This window comes from Acinetobacter sp. 102 (assembly GCF_037028485.1).
GTDB classification, from domain to species: Bacteria; Pseudomonadota; Gammaproteobacteria; order Pseudomonadales; family Moraxellaceae; genus Acinetobacter; species Acinetobacter higginsii.
The window spans coordinates 60,534-77,002 of record NZ_JAZEZK010000020.1 but is presented as its reverse complement, the minus strand read 5'-3'; the positions used below and the strand labels follow the sequence as shown (position 1 = coordinate 77,002).

12 protein-coding genes are annotated in these 16,469 nt (G+C 43.4%); 4 read left to right on the top strand and 8 right to left on the bottom strand.

The genetic code is table 11. The features are described from left to right. Positions 1 to 353 precede the first annotated feature (353 nt). The 3 genes from WA352_RS17735 to WA352_RS17725 form a co-directional block, all read right to left on the bottom strand. Positions 354 to 2,330 carry a BCCT family transporter gene (locus tag WA352_RS17735; RefSeq protein ID WP_005319672.1) on the bottom strand — a complete coding sequence of 659 codons (1,977 nt, stop codon included), beginning with the start codon at positions 2,328 to 2,330 and terminating at the stop codon, positions 354 to 356. A gap of 152 nt (positions 2,331 to 2,482) precedes the next feature. Beyond that, the gene (locus WA352_RS17730) at positions 2,483 to 3,178 is read right to left on the bottom strand and encodes an ion channel (RefSeq protein ID WP_005319676.1); all 696 of its coding nucleotides are present in this window, start codon (positions 3,176 to 3,178) and stop codon (positions 2,483 to 2,485) included. Between the two features lie 43 nt (positions 3,179 to 3,221). After that, entirely contained in the window at positions 3,222 to 3,818 is a 597-nt protein-coding gene (locus WA352_RS17725; protein ID WP_005319678.1) for a TetR/AcrR family transcriptional regulator, read from the bottom strand. An 85-nt stretch (positions 3,819 to 3,903) separates the two neighbouring features. Between WA352_RS17725 and WA352_RS17720 the strand changes: the two genes are divergently transcribed. After that, positions 3,904 to 5,112: an oxygenase MpaB family protein gene (locus WA352_RS17720; RefSeq protein ID WP_005319681.1), complete on the top strand. Its 1,209-nt coding sequence runs from the start codon at positions 3,904 to 3,906 to the stop codon at positions 5,110 to 5,112. Positions 5,113 to 5,163: 51 nt separating this feature from the next. Here the strand turns inward: WA352_RS17720 and WA352_RS17715 are convergent, their stop codons facing one another. Continuing rightward, positions 5,164 to 6,879: a cation acetate symporter gene (locus WA352_RS17715; RefSeq protein ID WP_017402153.1), complete on the bottom strand. Its 1,716-nt coding sequence runs from the start codon at positions 6,877 to 6,879 to the stop codon at positions 5,164 to 5,166. 1 nt (position 6,880) lies between these two features. Continuing rightward, complete coding sequence (locus tag WA352_RS17710; RefSeq protein ID WP_004656466.1) at positions 6,881 to 7,213, bottom strand: DUF485 domain-containing protein; 333 nt, start codon at positions 7,211 to 7,213, stop codon at positions 6,881 to 6,883. A 185-nt stretch (positions 7,214 to 7,398) separates the two neighbouring features. On the opposite strand from WA352_RS17710, the gene WA352_RS17705 reads away from it, so the two are divergent. Next, entirely contained in the window at positions 7,399 to 10,890 is a 3,492-nt protein-coding gene (locus WA352_RS17705; protein ID WP_171068219.1) for a hybrid sensor histidine kinase/response regulator, read from the top strand. A 318-nt stretch (positions 10,891 to 11,208) separates the two neighbouring features. Beyond that, positions 11,209 to 11,970, top strand: a complete 762-nt coding sequence (locus tag WA352_RS17700; protein ID WP_005319687.1) for a hypothetical protein — start codon at positions 11,209 to 11,211, stop codon at positions 11,968 to 11,970. A gap of 45 nt (positions 11,971 to 12,015) precedes the next feature. Here the strand turns inward: WA352_RS17700 and WA352_RS17695 are convergent, their stop codons facing one another. From WA352_RS17695 to def, 3 genes are all read right to left on the bottom strand, one after another. Beyond that, on the bottom strand, positions 12,016 to 14,127 hold the full coding sequence (locus tag WA352_RS17695; RefSeq protein WP_032859604.1) for a TonB-dependent copper receptor: 2,112 nt from the start codon (positions 14,125 to 14,127) through the stop codon (positions 12,016 to 12,018). Positions 14,128 to 14,201: 74 nt separating this feature from the next. After that, positions 14,202 to 14,639, bottom strand: a complete 438-nt coding sequence (locus WA352_RS17690) for a DUF2946 family protein (RefSeq protein ID WP_005319691.1) — start codon at positions 14,637 to 14,639, stop codon at positions 14,202 to 14,204. 19 nt (positions 14,640 to 14,658) lie between these two features. Further along, positions 14,659 to 15,189 carry a peptide deformylase gene (def, locus tag WA352_RS17685; RefSeq protein ID WP_005319693.1) on the bottom strand — a complete coding sequence of 177 codons (531 nt, stop codon included), beginning with the start codon at positions 15,187 to 15,189 and terminating at the stop codon, positions 14,659 to 14,661. Positions 15,190 to 15,311: 122 nt separating this feature from the next. On the opposite strand from def, the gene WA352_RS17680 reads away from it, so the two are divergent. After that, on the top strand, positions 15,312 to 16,463 hold the full coding sequence (locus WA352_RS17680; protein WP_004802007.1) for a LysM peptidoglycan-binding domain-containing protein: 1,152 nt from the start codon (positions 15,312 to 15,314) through the stop codon (positions 16,461 to 16,463). Positions 16,464 to 16,469: the final 6 nt, after the last annotated feature.

The following is a 16,469-nucleotide window of genomic DNA, read 5'->3' as shown; positions in this document are numbered from 1 at the left end:
TATTTCACATCAGGTGCAAGCACTTTTAAAAATTAAATTATTCGGTTGTTTTATTTTTAAACTTTAACTTATCTAATTCACTGATTTATATAATTTAAAATTTATTAATTATCTTAAAAGTGAATTTAAACAACGTAAATACCTGTAATTTAATGATTTTCTAATAAATACGCTTTAATTATCAGCCGAAAAACAACTTTATCTTTATATTTAGCTTTTATTTTAACCACCCCACTTCGCTAAAAAGCCTTTCCTGCATCCTCTTCATGCTTAAAATACATTCATCCAAATAAAAACAACGGCTTTGATAAGCTCAAAACCGTTGTTTTCCATATTACAGTCAGAATTTTTGATTAAGACGTTGTGCCTCTCACAATATTTAGGAAGTAAAGATGACGTTCATATTGATCAATAATGTCCTGAATCAAATCTTCTTGCGTCCAATCCATCACATCATAGTTTTGCCCACCTTCACGCAAGAATACTTCTGCCTGAAAGTAATTGGCCTCATCTTCATCTGCACGCCCTAACATAAAGCTAGGTGGAACAGTGGCATGCGAAACCACTTTATAGGTAAAGTTAATTTCATGGTGATGATCGACATGCAATTGCAGACCATTTTCGATTTCACGAATCTCCACTTCCAAGTGACGGCGTTTGAATTCACGCTGAATACTTTCAAAAGCCTTACGAACTTGCGTATCGATATAGTGCTGAACTTCAGTTTCAGTATGCGGATAATGCATGATTAAACCTAAACGCTGCTGCCAACTGCGTGGATTATTGATGGCACGTGGGGTAATACGCGCCTCTTGAATCGCCTTCATTTTGGTGACATCCAACTTCAAGGCTTTGAGTAAACCCCAACTCATCAGCAACATAATAAAAGTAAAAGGCAATGCGCTCATAATAATAGAGGATTGCAATGCAGACAGACCACCAACCAACAGCAGGATAATAGCCAAGGCTGCCATCAATACCGTCCAAAATAGTCTTTGCCATGTTGGTGAGTTCTCGGTTTTAGCGGTGAGATAATCGGTAACCAAAGCACCCGAATCCGCAGATGTTACGAAAAAGAGCATCACCAATACGGTTGCCAACAAACTCATCACACCCGAAAATGGCAAATGATTCAAAAACTCAAATAAAGCGACTGATGAATCCGTTTGCACGGCATGAAGCAAACTTACATTATGCTCTTGCATAATGCTAAACAGTGCGGCATTACCTAAAAAGCCCATCCAGATAATGGTAAAACCTGTCGGAATCAATAACACCCCAACAATAAATTCACGGATGGTTCGACCACGCGACACACGGGCAATAAACATGCCTACAAACGGCGACCATGAAATCCACCATGCCCAATACATAATGGTCCAACCACCAATCCAACCATTCGGTTGATAGGCGTAGAGGTTGAAGGTCATGCCGAATAGGTTCGACATATACGAACCCATGTTTTGAATGGTGGTTTGCAGCAGATAAATACTTGGGCCAGCAATAAATACAAAAGCCAACAACACCAAAGCCAAAATTAGATTGAGTTCGGAAAGGCGTTTGACCCCTTTATCCAGACCTAAAAATACCGACATGGATGCCAAAGCACTAACAAAAATAATCAGGATCACCTGAACATTGCTGCTTTGCTCAATCCCAAATAGATAATGCAGACCTGAATTGATTTGCGTCACACCAAAACCTAAAGAGGTCGCCACCCCGAAAACTGTACCAATGGTGGCAAAGGTATCAATCCCATCCCCCCAAGGGCCATAGATTTTCTTACCAATAATTGGATATAAGGCGGAACGGGTTTTTAATGGCAGATTATGCCGATAAGCAAAATAGGCCAAGGCCAATCCAACCACGGCGTAAATTGCCCATGCATGCAAGCCCCAATGGAAAAAGGTAATTCTCAAGGCTTGCTGTGCCGAAGCGACACTTTCAGGATCACCACTGGGTGGGCTAACATAGTGCATCACCGGCTCAGCTACACCGAAGAACATTAACCCGATCCCCATCCCTGCGGTAAACAGCATGGCAAACCACGAGCCATTACTATATTCGGGTTGGCTGTGATCAGGGCCTAATTTAATTTTGCCGCTGGCCGAACAGGCAATATAAATCAGTAAAATCAAAAACACCGCAACAGAGAGGACATAGAACCAGCTAAACGAGTCCGTGATCCATTGCTTCAGTTGTTGTGTCAGAAATTCAAATGAGCTGGGTGCGATAATGACGATTGCGATAAAAATCGCAATGATAATCACCGTGCTTAAAAACACGTTTGGATTCACATTCGCAAACTGCGAAGATGGCTTGGAAGGCATAATTCCCTCACGTTATTCTAATGATAATGGACAGGCCATGATGGCCAAAGAAGACATTCACAATGTGAATAAAAGCGAGCTTAAAGCATGTAAAACTCGATACTAATTATAAAAAATGTGAAAAATAAAGCAGTTGTAATGCTGTAACAAAGCTATTCTTTATCATTGGCGTGTTTTGGCGCATGTGCAATATACTGTAAGGCAATGAGACGAGACACCACCACAGCCAAATACATGACACCACCAAACATTTGCAACATTGCCAACACTCTGGCCGCAGGGCTGATCGGGATTAAATCCGATAATCCAGTTGCGGACTGCAGACTAAAACTCAAAAACAATAAATCCAGCCAATGTTGTAAGGCTTGAGGTTGATTGGGATTTTGAAAACTATTTGGCAGGATTAACTGACAGATACTATATAAGAAGGCAAAAGCCCAAGCGATGAGGGTAAATACTGCCCCGGCTGCAAACAATTCATCTTTGGTGAGATAACGATCCGCAAACATATAGCGCAACAAACCATATGCTGCATAGAAATAAGCCAACGCTTCAAAACTATGTGCGATGATCTGAATCATCAAATTGCTATAGCCAATAAAAATCAGGATCGAAAATAAAAAAGCACCACTCACAAAAACCAGTCCCCAAAAGGTAAATACAGGGCTTTGCCGAATCACTTTAGCGATGATCAATAAGGCCAATACGCCCAGCGACCAAGTTAAAGCACGAAATTCACTGTCGCCAGTGGTCAACATATATAAAATCAACAAGGCCAATTGAACCAGCAATAACCATGCTGATGGAAGTAAGCGAAGGCTCTGCCAAAATTGTTTTAACGTTTGCATGTTGTTATTCCTAAATCTTGTTCTGGTTTTCTTATCAATCGCATCATACTGCATCTAAAAATGAAACAATCATTTTCGAGAGTTCTTGTTGTAGTCGTTGTTCTTCAATAAGAAAAGTATTTTTACTGGCATAACGCATCATGGTAAATAGAGTACTGTTAATAATCACAAAAGACTTATGTTTTAAAGTTTCAAAATCCCACTGCGGATAGTAACGACCAAATAAATACATGCCGATTTCCAAGAAGTGTTGCTCCAACACCTGTGCCGCTTCCGAGTCACTATAGGCATGCCAGTTTTTTAAGATTTCGATAAAAAAACCTTGATCAGATTTCAAAGATTCAAAGCCAAACGCAATACTTAATGTGATGATGTCTTGAATAGGGGTTTGTTGTTGTAGCATCACCAGTTGCTTTACGGCTTGCCCCAAGCTTTCACTTTTACGCAATAATAGTTCTGCGATGATTTGTTCTTTATTTTCAAAATACTGATAGATCGACCCAACACTAACGCCTGATTTTTCAGAGATTTTAGGCGTCGTCACCTGCAAAACCCCATATTCAGAAATACATTTCTGCGCCCCTTCCAAAATGCTTTCGACAATCATTTTGGCACGTTGCTGCTGTGGTCTTTTTCTCATAAACAAACTCGACTGGAATGCGAATTGAATGCGAATAATTATTCATATTAAGCTTTGATTAAATAACAATCACAGGCTTTATGCAATGCAAAGCATCATTAAACCTAAACGCTTGGCTGCGTTTGAAGACATGAGTCAGTCCAATATCAAAACCAAAATTCTGAGTTATATGACCCATCAACAGGTACAACCAAGCTATGAAGAGTATCAGGCACTGAATACCGCTCTGCAAAGTGGTGATCAACCCATGGATCAACTGCTGCTTTGGGTTTTAGAAAATCCAAAACAACATCGCAAATACTTTGAAACGGCGTTATATCAAGGTTTAGATGAATTGCCACATGAGATTCCTGAACTCACTACCTTCTTCCAATTCGTTGAACAAAAACCTGCTTGGTATGATCAAAACAAAATTGATGCTGCACTGAAGTTTACCTATCGCTTGGGAATCAATAACGGACTGATCCTCCGAGATTTATCCCTAATGACCGGCTATATGTACCCTGGTTTTAATCAACCCTTGGTCCTGACAGGCGCATTAAAAAAACAGGCAGGTACACGTCTGGCTGAAACCACCAAATGGTGGGTTGACATCACCGAAAAAAATGGCTTTGAACGTTTTAGCAAAGGTTTTACCTCAACCATTTTTGTGCGTTTTATTCATTCACTCGTGCGTCATCAACTGCAAAAATCGGAGAAATGGGATGCCGAAACTTGGGGAATTCCAATCAATCAATATGATCAGGCAATGACCAATATCGCTTTTAGCGGTGTGGTATTGCTTGGGATCCGGGCTTTAGGCATTTTTCCAAGTAAACAAGAAGTCGACAGCTTTTTACATTTTTGGAAATACGCAGGCTGGCTAATGGGCGTTGAAGAAAAATGGTTAGTCGATCAAGAAGCCGATGGCTGGAAACTGATTTACTGGATGCATTTCGCGCATCCTCAATCTGATGCCAGCAGCGCTTCATTGGGTTCCAGTCTTTCCAAAGAACCCTTTGAGCGAAAATATCGCTATCTACGTTCTTTCCAACAGAAACTGGCCTATAAGCAGCATCTCGAAATTACTCAATTTTTTATTGGTCGTAACAAAATGCAGAAGCTCGGTTTAGCTCCGCAATCGGCATCATGGTTTGCTTATTATCTGATTGGTCGTAATTTAGCCTTATATACAGGTGCTAAACATATTCCAAAATTAAATAACTTCCTTGAACAAAATGGACGGCATTTACAGCGCATTGGTTTGTCTTTATATCGCAACCAAGGGCAGCAACTGGCCAGTATGCATCAGTAAGCCATAAAAAAGCCCTCAATCAATGAGGGCTTTTTTTATGCTTGGTTTTGATTAGTGATCTGACGCGCCAGAAGCACCGATCCCTGTCATTGAACGCACAAACTGAGCATCAAAGGCTTTACGCTCTTTCTCCGCACGTGCTGACTTGTCTGTTACAGAGAAGAACCAGCAGCAGAAGAATGAGAGTGGCATTGCAAATAATGCTGGACCATTGAATGGGTTTGGCGCAGTTTCAGAAATTGCCAAAGTATCCACCCAAACTGCTTTAGACAGAATGATTAGGCTCACCGCACCAACCAAACCAACCACACCACCAATCACCGCACCACGTGTAGTCAAACCTTTCCAGAACATTGATAACACGAGGATTGGGAAGTTTGCACAACATGCGACTGAGAATGCTAAGCCCACCATGAAGGCAACGTTTTGCTTCTCAAACAAGATACCCAAGATCATGGCAAAGATTGCTAAACCTAAAGTTGCAATTTTTGACATCTTCAATTCAGATTCAGGCGTGGTTTTGCCTTTTTTGAACACATTGGCATATAAGTCATGTGAAATCGCTGAAGCACCAGACAGAGTCAAACCAGCAACCACCGCAAGAATCGTTGCGAATGCGACCGCTGAAATGAAGCCCATGAACAAGTCGCCACCCACTGCATCACTTAAATGCACGGCAGCCATGTTGTTACCACCAACCAACTCTAATTTTCCTGTTACTGCCGCTTTTGCAACATCAAGGAATTGTGGGTTGTTCGCAACAAACAGGATTGCACCGAAACCGATAATGAAGGTGAGCAGATAGAAGTAACCAATAAAGCCAGTTGCAACCACAACTGATTTACGTGCTTCTTTTGCATCTTTTACTGTAAAGAAACGCATAAGGATATGAGGTAAACCTGCCGTACCAAACATCAAAGCAAGACCAAGTGATAACGCATCAATTGGGTTTGCCGCGAGTTTACCCGGCCCCATGATTTTTGATGCTTCTTCCCAGCTCATGCTATGCGCTTGGCTATACACACCAATGGCTTGGTTAAACATATTGGTGAAGCTAAAGCCAACTGCTTTCATCACCATAAAGGCCATGAAAGTCGCGCCACTGAGTAGCATCACCGCTTTGATGATCTGTACCCAAGTCGTTGCCAACATACCACCGAAGATCACATAAGCCATCATCAATAGACCGACGATCACAACTGCGATGTTGTAGTTCAAACCGAATAGCAATTTGATCAACTGACCTGCACCCACCATCTGTGCGATCAGGTAGAATGCAACCACAACCAATGAGCTAAATGCTGCTAAAGTACGGACTGGCTTTTCTTCCAAACGGAATGACACCACGTCTGACAAATTATATTTTCCTAAGTTACGTAAGCGTTCCGCAACAAGGAAAAGTACGATTGGCCAACCTACCATAAAACCAAGTGAGTAAAGTAAGCCATCAAAGCCTGAGCTAAAAACTAATGCTGAAATACCCAAAAATGATGCCGCTGACATATAGTCACCCGCAATCGCCAAACCATTTTGGAAACCACTGATTCCACCACCTGCCGTATAAAAGTCTTGTGCAGATTGAGTTTGCTTTGCCGCCCATTTGGTAATGAACAATGTGAAACCGACAAAGATCGTAAACATAATGATCGCGTGCCAGTTAGTCGCCTGCTGTTCAGCAGCACCTAGGTCTGGACCCGCGAATGCAATACTTGAGCAGCAAAAACTGAGCAGCGTGAACAGTATCGCTTTGAATGATGTCCCTTTCATCTCAGTGCATCCCTTTTTCATGTGCAATGGCCTCAACTTCCTTGAGGGCTGCTTCATTCAGTTGGTCAAGTTTCGTATTGGCAATATAGGAATACACACCACATAAGATAAATGACAATACGATAATGCCTAAACCGAGGGGAATTCCCCATGTGGTCACACCACCACTAAATGAACTTGCTAAAAATTCTTTGTTATAGCCAACCAAAAGCATAAACCCAACGTAGATAAACAGCATGATTGCTGTTAATGTCCAACTTAATGTGCGCTTTTTGCTGACCATCTCTTGAAACTTTGGATTTCGTAGAATTCGATCTACCTGTGAATCATCCATAATTGACTCCTTATTTTTGTGTCCAACCGTGGACCCCTTTTTCACATGGGATTTTTCATTATCCAAAGTAACAAGATTATGCTTGACTCGTAACTTAGACTTTGGTCTCTAAATGACAATCTCTACTCCTTGCTATACCTGCACTTCGAGTATGATAAAAAATGGAATTTGATCACGTGAGCAATATGAACAGCTGGCTTATTCTTGGTGTCCTTGCCCTGTATATTGTGCTGTTATTCGGCTGCGCTTTTTTTGGTGAAAAACATGCCAGTCGTTTAAGTACCCGCGGCCGTATGCTGCTGTTTAGTTTGACTTTAGGCGTCTATTGCTCATCATGGACCTTTTACGGCGCGACAGGTGCTGCAGTACGTCAGGGGGTTATTTTTCTACCGATTTATCTTGGCCCCTTGCTGTTCATCTGGTTTGGTTATGACATCTGGAAACGCTTAGGTCGGATTCGTCAACATCATGCGATTTCTTCGATTGCCGATTTTGTCGCAGCGCGTTATGGCAAAAGTGGTAGCTTGGCCGCACTGGTGACCATCCTTGCTGTGATTGCCATTGTGCCTTATCTAGCTTTGCAACTGCGTGCCATTGCCCTCAGTGCATCGGTTATTCTTGAACAAAATGCGCATATCCATACCACCACCAATAGTGTGTTAGTGCTGACCGCGGTGCTGGCAATTTTGGCGATGATTTTTGGTACCCGTCATATTGCGCATACCGAACAGCACGGCGGTCTAATGTTGGCCGTTGCCTTTGAATCCTTTGTTAAACTGTTTGCACTGCTCTGTGTGGCTGCTTTTTTCTTATTACAATCACCTGACAATATCAAACAGGTCAGCAGCGATGTCAGTCAGCATTTCCATGACCTGCAACAACTGGGTGTGCCTGAAACTTTTTGGGTTCAGACCCTACTTGCAGGCTTAGCCATGATTTGCTTGCCGCGTCAATTTCACGTGGCAGTGGTCGAATTACGGGATGAAAAGCATATTCGTGGCGCACGACGCTGGTTCGCGGCCTATCTGATTCTTACCGTGATTGCGATTATTCCGATTGCCAGTTGGGCTTTACACTCTTTACCTGAATCACTGGGTACACCTGATATTGCGGTATTGGCTCTGCCTTTAAGCTATCAACAAGAATGGTTGGCTTTATTGGCCTTTTTAGGTGGCTTTTCAGCTTCGACAGGCATGCTATTGGTGGCTTCAGTCGCACTTTCGATCATGCTCAGTAATGACCTGATCATGCCTGCATTATGGCGCTTTAAAATCATTTCTCGTCATGATCAGCATTTGCCTCGTGTGCTCAAATTGACGCGTCGCATCAGTATCGTCAGTGTGATGTTACTGGGCTTCTTATTCTTCCATTTCTTTAACGATATCAATCAGCTTTCAGTCTTTGGTTTATTGGCCTTTAGTGCGGTGGCACAGTTTTCTCCAGCCTTGATTGGTGGGCTATACTGGCGTGGTGCAAGTCGCCAAGGGGTTTATGTCGGCTTACTCATGGGCTTTGCCATGTGGAGCTACACGCTACTCTTCCCAACAGTATTGCGCAGCCTGCCAGATCACTATCAAGAATTTGCACAGCACCTATTATTGTTTGGCCCATTTGATATCAATGGCTTACGCCCTGAAGCATTATTTGGATTCGAATCTTTTGCTCCCCTCACCCACGGCGTGTTGTGGTCATTAGGTCTCAATGTGGTGCTGTATATCTGGGTGTCTCGTCTATATCGTCCAAGTGTGGCAGAGCAAATTCAGGCAGAAAGCTTTTTTTATTATGAAAGTAAACCACTGCCATCAGCTCAGTCCAATACGGATTTAACCGATCTACACCTGAATGCCGCACGCCTGAAAGTCGGTGACTTATTAGCTCTGGCTAAACGGGTTACGGGCGATAAGCCAACCCTTCAAGCATTCCAGCAATTTTGTGAACAAAACCATGTGGTGTTAAATGAAAATCACGTTGCCAATGGTATGTGGTGGCGTTTCACCGAGCAGTATCTGGCAGGGATTATTGGGGCAGCCTCTGCCCGCACACTGCTCACTACTGCGATGATTAACAATGGTTTGGCACTCGGACAAGTCGCCAATATTCTCGACCAAGCCTCGCAATGGCAACGTTTTAACCAAAACCTGCTCATGACCATGATCGACCATATGACTCAAGGCGTCAGTGTGGTCGATAAAAATATGTGTTTGGTGGCGTGGAACAACCAATATCTCAAGCTATTTGATTATCCTAAAGATCTGGTCTACGTCGGCTGTCCAATCGCAGATCTGATTCGCTATAACGCTGAACGCGGTGAATGTGGTCCCGGCCCTGTCGAGGAACATGTGCGTAAGCGGCTGCACTGGATGAAAGTCGGTAGTGCACATGAGTTTGAGCGGATTCGTAAAGATGGTCTGGTCATTCAGATGCGTGGTAATCCCATTGAGGGAGGTGGTTTCGTGACCACTTTCGCTGATATTACCGCCTTCCGTGAAAATGAAGCAGTGTTGGAAGAACGCGTCAGTGACCGAACTCAGCAGCTTGCCAATGCATTGACCGAGCAACAACTGGCACTAGAGCAAGCCGATAAAGCCAATCAATCGAAAAGTCGCTTCCTTGCCGCAGCCAGTCATGACCTATTACAACCCATGCATGCGGCCCGTTTATTTAGTACCGCATTAGAGCAAAGTGTACATTCAACCGAAGACCAGCAGACCTTACAACAACTGGATCGTGCCCTGTATGGGGCTGAAAGTATGCTCTCAGCACTCCTCGATATCGCCCGTTTGGAAGGGGGTACGATTCAGCCAAAACGCCAAGCTTATGCACTGCATGACTTATTAAATGATCTGGAATTACAGTTCAAATCGATCGCTGCTCAACGCAATATTCATCTGTCTGTTCACGACACTAAATTTTGGGTCGATACCGATCCGCAATGGATGCGACGTATTATCCAGAACTTTGTCAGCAATGCATTGCGTTATACCGCTCAAGGTCGTGTGGTAGTTGGTGTATTACGTTCTGCACAACGTCCGAAGCATATTCGTATCGGGGTTTGGGACACAGGGCCTGGTATTCATGAACAACAACGCCTCAAACTATTCCAAGAATTTGAACGCTGTGGCCATACTTCGCCTTGGGGAGAACAAGGTCTTGGTCTCGGACTTGCCATCGTACAACGTATGACCAGCCTGCTTGATTTCCCTGTGCATGTCTATTCGGAACTGGGTAAAGGTTCTTGCTTCATGATTGAAGTGCCACTCGCTGAAGCACCAAAAATTCAAATGGCAATACCACATGTGCCAGCACTGCAACATACCGCCTATAAAGTGTTGTGCTTGGACAATGACGAAACCATTTTAGAAGGCATGCGGACTTTACTCAGCAAATGGGGCTATCAGATTTTTACTGCAACAGAACCTGAGCAAGCACTACGACTGATTGAACAAGAGGATATTCAGGTCTGGCTGATCGACCAGCATTTGAACCATGATCAACGTGGTCTAGACTTCATTGAACAACATCGACTGGCCCATATTCCAGTCGCGCTGATTACTGCAGATTCTGACCCAGAACTTCCGCAATACTTAAAACAGCAGAATATTGTGTTGTTGAGAAAACCACTCAAACCTGCAGGCCTGCGTGCGTGGCTATCTGGTTTAAAAATCATGCCCATGTAATAACTAGCAAAATATTTTGCAACATAGGCGAAAATGATCAAAACAATGCACTTTGCTCGATGATCAATTGACCAAAGTGCTCAAATCATTATTGGCTATGGCAAAAACGTTCACTTACATTAGTGAACGTTTGTACACTTACTTACAATTTAACAAGTTGTTGTTTTCAATATTAAATTTTACTATTAAAATTACATCTACAACTTTAGTCGTATTCTACTTGTTTTCTCGATACAGCATAAATTGATCAAGTTCAACGAAACCTAGACCTCGGCTTGTTGGGTTTCTCATTACAAATTGTCAAAAAGGACATTGATCATGAATAACAGTCACCCTTCAACTGACCATAGCTCACAACAGTTTTATCGCCAATACAGTGCGAATGCCCTGTTACCTGAACTGGACTGGCAAACCATCTTTGTACACAGCAAACTGGATGAAACACATTTACGCGCACTGAATACGCTTTACCAAGCCGCTGTTCCACTGGCACTCAATATCTTTAACCAACTCAATTTTGATGTGTTCGCACCTGCAGCTTATCATCCACAAGGTCTTGGCTTATTTGAAAAACTGGCAGAGCAAGAAGATTCTTTCTTAGACGCACTCGAAACAGAATCATCCCATCTTGATCATGAAACACGCCATCAAATCTGGAGCATGCTGTTACGTGGTGGTGCGGTGTTGGTATTTAAAGCATGGTTAGGACATGTCAAAGGGGGTGAAAACCAACTGGATAAAACCCAGTTCGATGAACTATCAGATTTACTATTTATCAAAACGCGTCCTGAACAATTAGCGCAACGTTTAAAAGTCGATGCCAATGCTGCTTTGACGCATATTTTCTTAATGTATGAAAATGATGTGTTCTTAGACCATTTTAATAGCTTGGAAACGGCCGCTTTATTTGTTGATTTAGGCGTTTATGATGCTGCATTCTTAAGTCTGCGTGATGATCGCGTCGCAGAATATCTCAAAGCCAAAGGCTATGTGACTCAAGAACAAATCGATGATTTGCAATGTGCTTTAAATCCATTGTATTGCGATAGCTTAATGCCAAAACAGGATTGCTTGGCTTAATGCTAAAATGAAACAAGGTGGCTCAGCCACCTTGTTTTTTGTTGCTTAGAACTTCATGCTCATACGCATCCAGTAATTTCGACCGGTATTATTGAATTGCTCTTCACTGGCAAAACCAAAACCCGAACTACCGGCTTTATTGAGGTGCTCGGTATAGGTCTTATCCAAGACGTTATCTACCCCTACAGAAAGATCGATATCTTTATTGAGACTATAACTACCATTCAGTGAAATCGTTGAGAAACCTGCACTTGGTTTCAAGTCATAACCCACGATGTTACCTTGATGCAAGCTGATGCGATTTTGCTGATCGACCACTCGCCACAACATACCGAGCGTATATTTATCAGCAACATAGCGCAGGTTAACCCGACCTTCCAAAGGTGCGATTTGTGGTAACGGTGTATTGTCCGTGGTATTTTTCCCCCACGCATACATCGCACTCACATCTGCTTGAATGTGATCGGTAAACTGATAACCAATACCTGCCTCGGCACCCGCAATGGTTGCATCCACATTCTTCGCGCCAGCAGTAATGCCACTGCTGCCATGCCCGCCATGTCCACCTGCATGCATATGGCTATGATCGTGATAATTCATCAGAATATAGTCATCAATCAACCCTGCGTATGCCGACACCCATGAGTTAAATGCCCCCTGCTGCTGAGTAAAACCAAGATCTAACTGCAAGGTTTTCTCTGGACGTACTCCATTAAAGGTATTGCTCGAACCTGCATTACCATGTTCAGGACTGAATAATTCCCAATAATCTGGCATACGTTCAACATAACCCAAGCCCACATAACTGTTTACACCATGCTCGGCATTTTGATTTTCCAAACGAACAAAAGCACTAGGTAAGGTTTTTTCAAGCTGGGTATTGAAACCTTTGGCTTTAGAATCCGCACGCTCATCATCAACAGTGACTTGGTCTACACGAGCACCTGTCACGATTTTATTCTGCGGGTTCAATTGATAAGTCAACTCACCAAAGGCACCATAAGACTGGAAGCGCATATCCTGACGGAAGGGTACATTCATTGATGGCATAGTCGGCGAGAACATACTGCCACCATGTTTATTAAACTGAGAATCGACCCCAGTGATTAAGCTCCACTGATCCCATTCCGAGGTCATGGCCAAACGTGAGTTCAAGGTACGGCGTGTCACTTGCATGGCCATCGGGTTTGGCATCAGCATGGTCATGCCATCATGGCTCATTTCAACCAATGGCGGTGTGCGCAAACTATAATTATCCATGATATGGTCGTTATAGCTGTAGTTGACCTGAGCTTCAATTTTCTTGATCACATCAGTGACATTCTTCTTTTCAAAACGCAGACCTAAACTTTCACGGGCGAATTGCGCACCATCCATTCCACGCCCAGCATATTCAGCCTCACCATCCGCTTTTCCACCGGTCAACTCCAACCAAGTGTTTTCATCTGGGGTCCAGCCCAATGCAACATCGGCATTCCAGCGTTCCCATGACGATGGAATGGTTTTACCATCACCATCTTGATAACTATTCGATTCAGAACGATTGGCATTTAAACGGATATATTTTTTTTCATCGCCAATCGCCGCTTCAACATTCTGATCTAAACGTCCAAACGAACCCCACAATACACTCGCCTGCCCACGATAAGGTTTGTCTTGGGTGAGTTTTTCAGGTTCACGCTCAAAGATCACCGTTGCTGCTGAACCGGTATTGGCATATTGAACCGTTTGTGGCCCTTTAATCACTGAAATACGATCATAGCTTTCAGGGGATATATAAGAGGTCGGCGCATCCATACGAGCAGGACATGCACCGAGATTCTCCGTACCATCGGTTAAAATCTTGATGCGGGAGCCAAACATACCACGGAAAGTCACATCTCCATTGGTGCCACCGCTTTGTATTGAGTTAAAACCCATAATACTTTGTAGATAGTCGGCACCATCTGTCGCTGGGATGGGTTGAATTGGTTTCTTAGGATCGGCTTGTACCACCAAACCATTGCTCTCATTCGGCTGTTGTGCAGTGACCACAATCGGTGCCATTGAGACATGTGCCTGCTCATGCTGAACAGGTTCTGCCCATGCCATTGCGGTATTTGAAGCAGCCAAGATCGCAACCGTCAGCGGTTGTAATAAAAATTTAGGTTGAGCCATCATCGGTCTCTCTTAAAACATAGATAAAACAGAGCCAGAGTTCAAAAAAACCCTAACGAAAATAAAGTTTTAATTTATGCAAAGAGTGGCGGAGCCCGCCCTTGAGGCAATAAGAACAACCGTTGCAGTGCAAAATAAACATGCTTAAAGGCTTGTTGATACGCAACTAAACGGATTTGGATACGGACCAAAACCTCTTTCACCCCCAATTCAGGCGGCAATACCAGATTGGCATAGACCGTACAGTACTGACATTGGTGGTTAGGATCGTGATGATCATGTTGTGGCATCGACACTTGAACATGTTCAAGTTGATGCTCATGCTGCAAAGATGCATGGCCCGAATGGCTGTGCGAAGCTTGTAGCTTAGGCAACAGCAACGCCTGAGTAATGGTTTCACAGACAGGCGCGATTTGATATTGCTTCGGAAGTAGCGGCTGCAAGAAAACCGCAATCTGCAAACAGACCGCGGTTAAAGCCAGCAGCAAGCCACAACGAAACAAAGAAAACATCTTAAATAATGTCTAGCGCTTAACGTTTGACAGTGACTTTTTCTTTTTCACGTTGGCGAACCACTTTTTCCACTTTCTCACGTGCACGTTGACGCTTTAATGGCGATAAATAATCGACAAAAAGTTTGCCATTTAAGTGATCCATTTCATGTTGGATACAAACAGCGAGAAGTTCGTCAGCTTCTAACACAAATGCTTGACCTTCAAGGTTAATTGCCTCGATTTTTACGCGTGACGGACGCTCAACTTTGTCGTATATTTGAGGCACAGAGAGACAGCCTTCTTCATAAGGCTGCGTATCTTCGGTCAGTGGAATGACTTTGGGGTTAATGAACACCATCGGTTGGTTTTTCTCTTCAGAGATGTCCATAACAATAAGCTGAATATGATGATCAACCTGAGTTGCCGCTAAACCTATACCCGGTGCCTCGTACATGGTTTCAAACATATCTGCTGCAAGCTGACGAATATCATCAGTGACTTCTTCGACTGGTTTGGCGATGGTACGAAGGCGGGGATCAGGAAAACTTAGAATAGGTAATAAGGCCATACAGTCGTCCTCACTTATGCCATTGATCAAAAAACCAACTAAAGGGAATACTTGATCAAAAAATTGTGTGTAAAGTCGTTATTATAACGCAACTACACACATAATTTTTAGGAATTATGATAATGAAAAAGGTTTTAAACGGCATACACTCATTTCATGCCTTGGGGTTAAAAAAACAACTGATTGCCGCTGCAATTTGTGCGGGATTAGGCATGAGCATTAATTTCGCCCACGCAGCCAGCCCAAATGTCAGTCCACCGTCAGTGAAAGTCGGTGCGCCACATGTTTATGTGGTGAAAAAAGGCGATACGCTTTGGGATATCTCAGGGAAATTTTTAAGTAAGCCTTGGCGCTGGCCAGAAATATGGGCAAGCAATAAGCATGTGAAAAACCCGCACTGGATTTATCCGGGCGATCGCTTACTGCTGTGTAGCTTGAATGGAAAACCATTGATTGGTAAAGATGAAGGTGATGGTTGTGATGGGATTATCCGTCGCTATACAGGCAATACCTCAAATTTACGTCCTCAAGTCCGTGTTGAGGCCTTGAATAATAGTGTTCCTGTCATTCCTTTGGCACATATTCAACAATGGTTAGAGCGCACTTCGGTGCTACCAGCAGACGCGATTGCCAATACCCCTTATATCCTGGGCACAGCAGACAACCGCGTACTTGCAGGTAAAGGCCAAAGTGTTTATGTTCGTGGTAAAGGCCTTGAAAACGGTCAACGTTATGGAGTATTCCGTGAAGGTGAGCCATACATTGTATTGGACCAAAATGGCAAGAAACAGAATCTTGGGGTTGAACTGACGCAAGTGGCTTCAGCTGTTGCCATTCGCAATGAAAATGACATCACCACGGTTGAGCTTACCGATAGTTATAACGGTGAAGTCCGTCGTGGCGATCGGGTGATGGCTGAACAGGATGCCATGCTACCGACTTTATTCTACCCAATTGATGCCAATCAGGTAAAAGACGGCGGCAAAATCATTCGTGTAATGGGTTCAATTGGCACAGCAGCCAAAAATGGGGTGGTCACCGTTGATCGTGGCACCGCTGATGGCGTTGAAATTGGTCAAGTGTTTAGTGTCTATCAAGATGGTGAAGTGGTCAGAGATCCAAAAACCAAAGAGAAAGTGAAACTCCCTGGACAATACCTAGGTAGCGCCATGATCTTTAAGAGTTTTGATCGTATCAGCTACGCCTATATCCTTGAAAGCGAGTTACCGATCAAGCTTGGCTCGGATATTAAGCCACCTCGTTTAGATGACTAAGTAAAC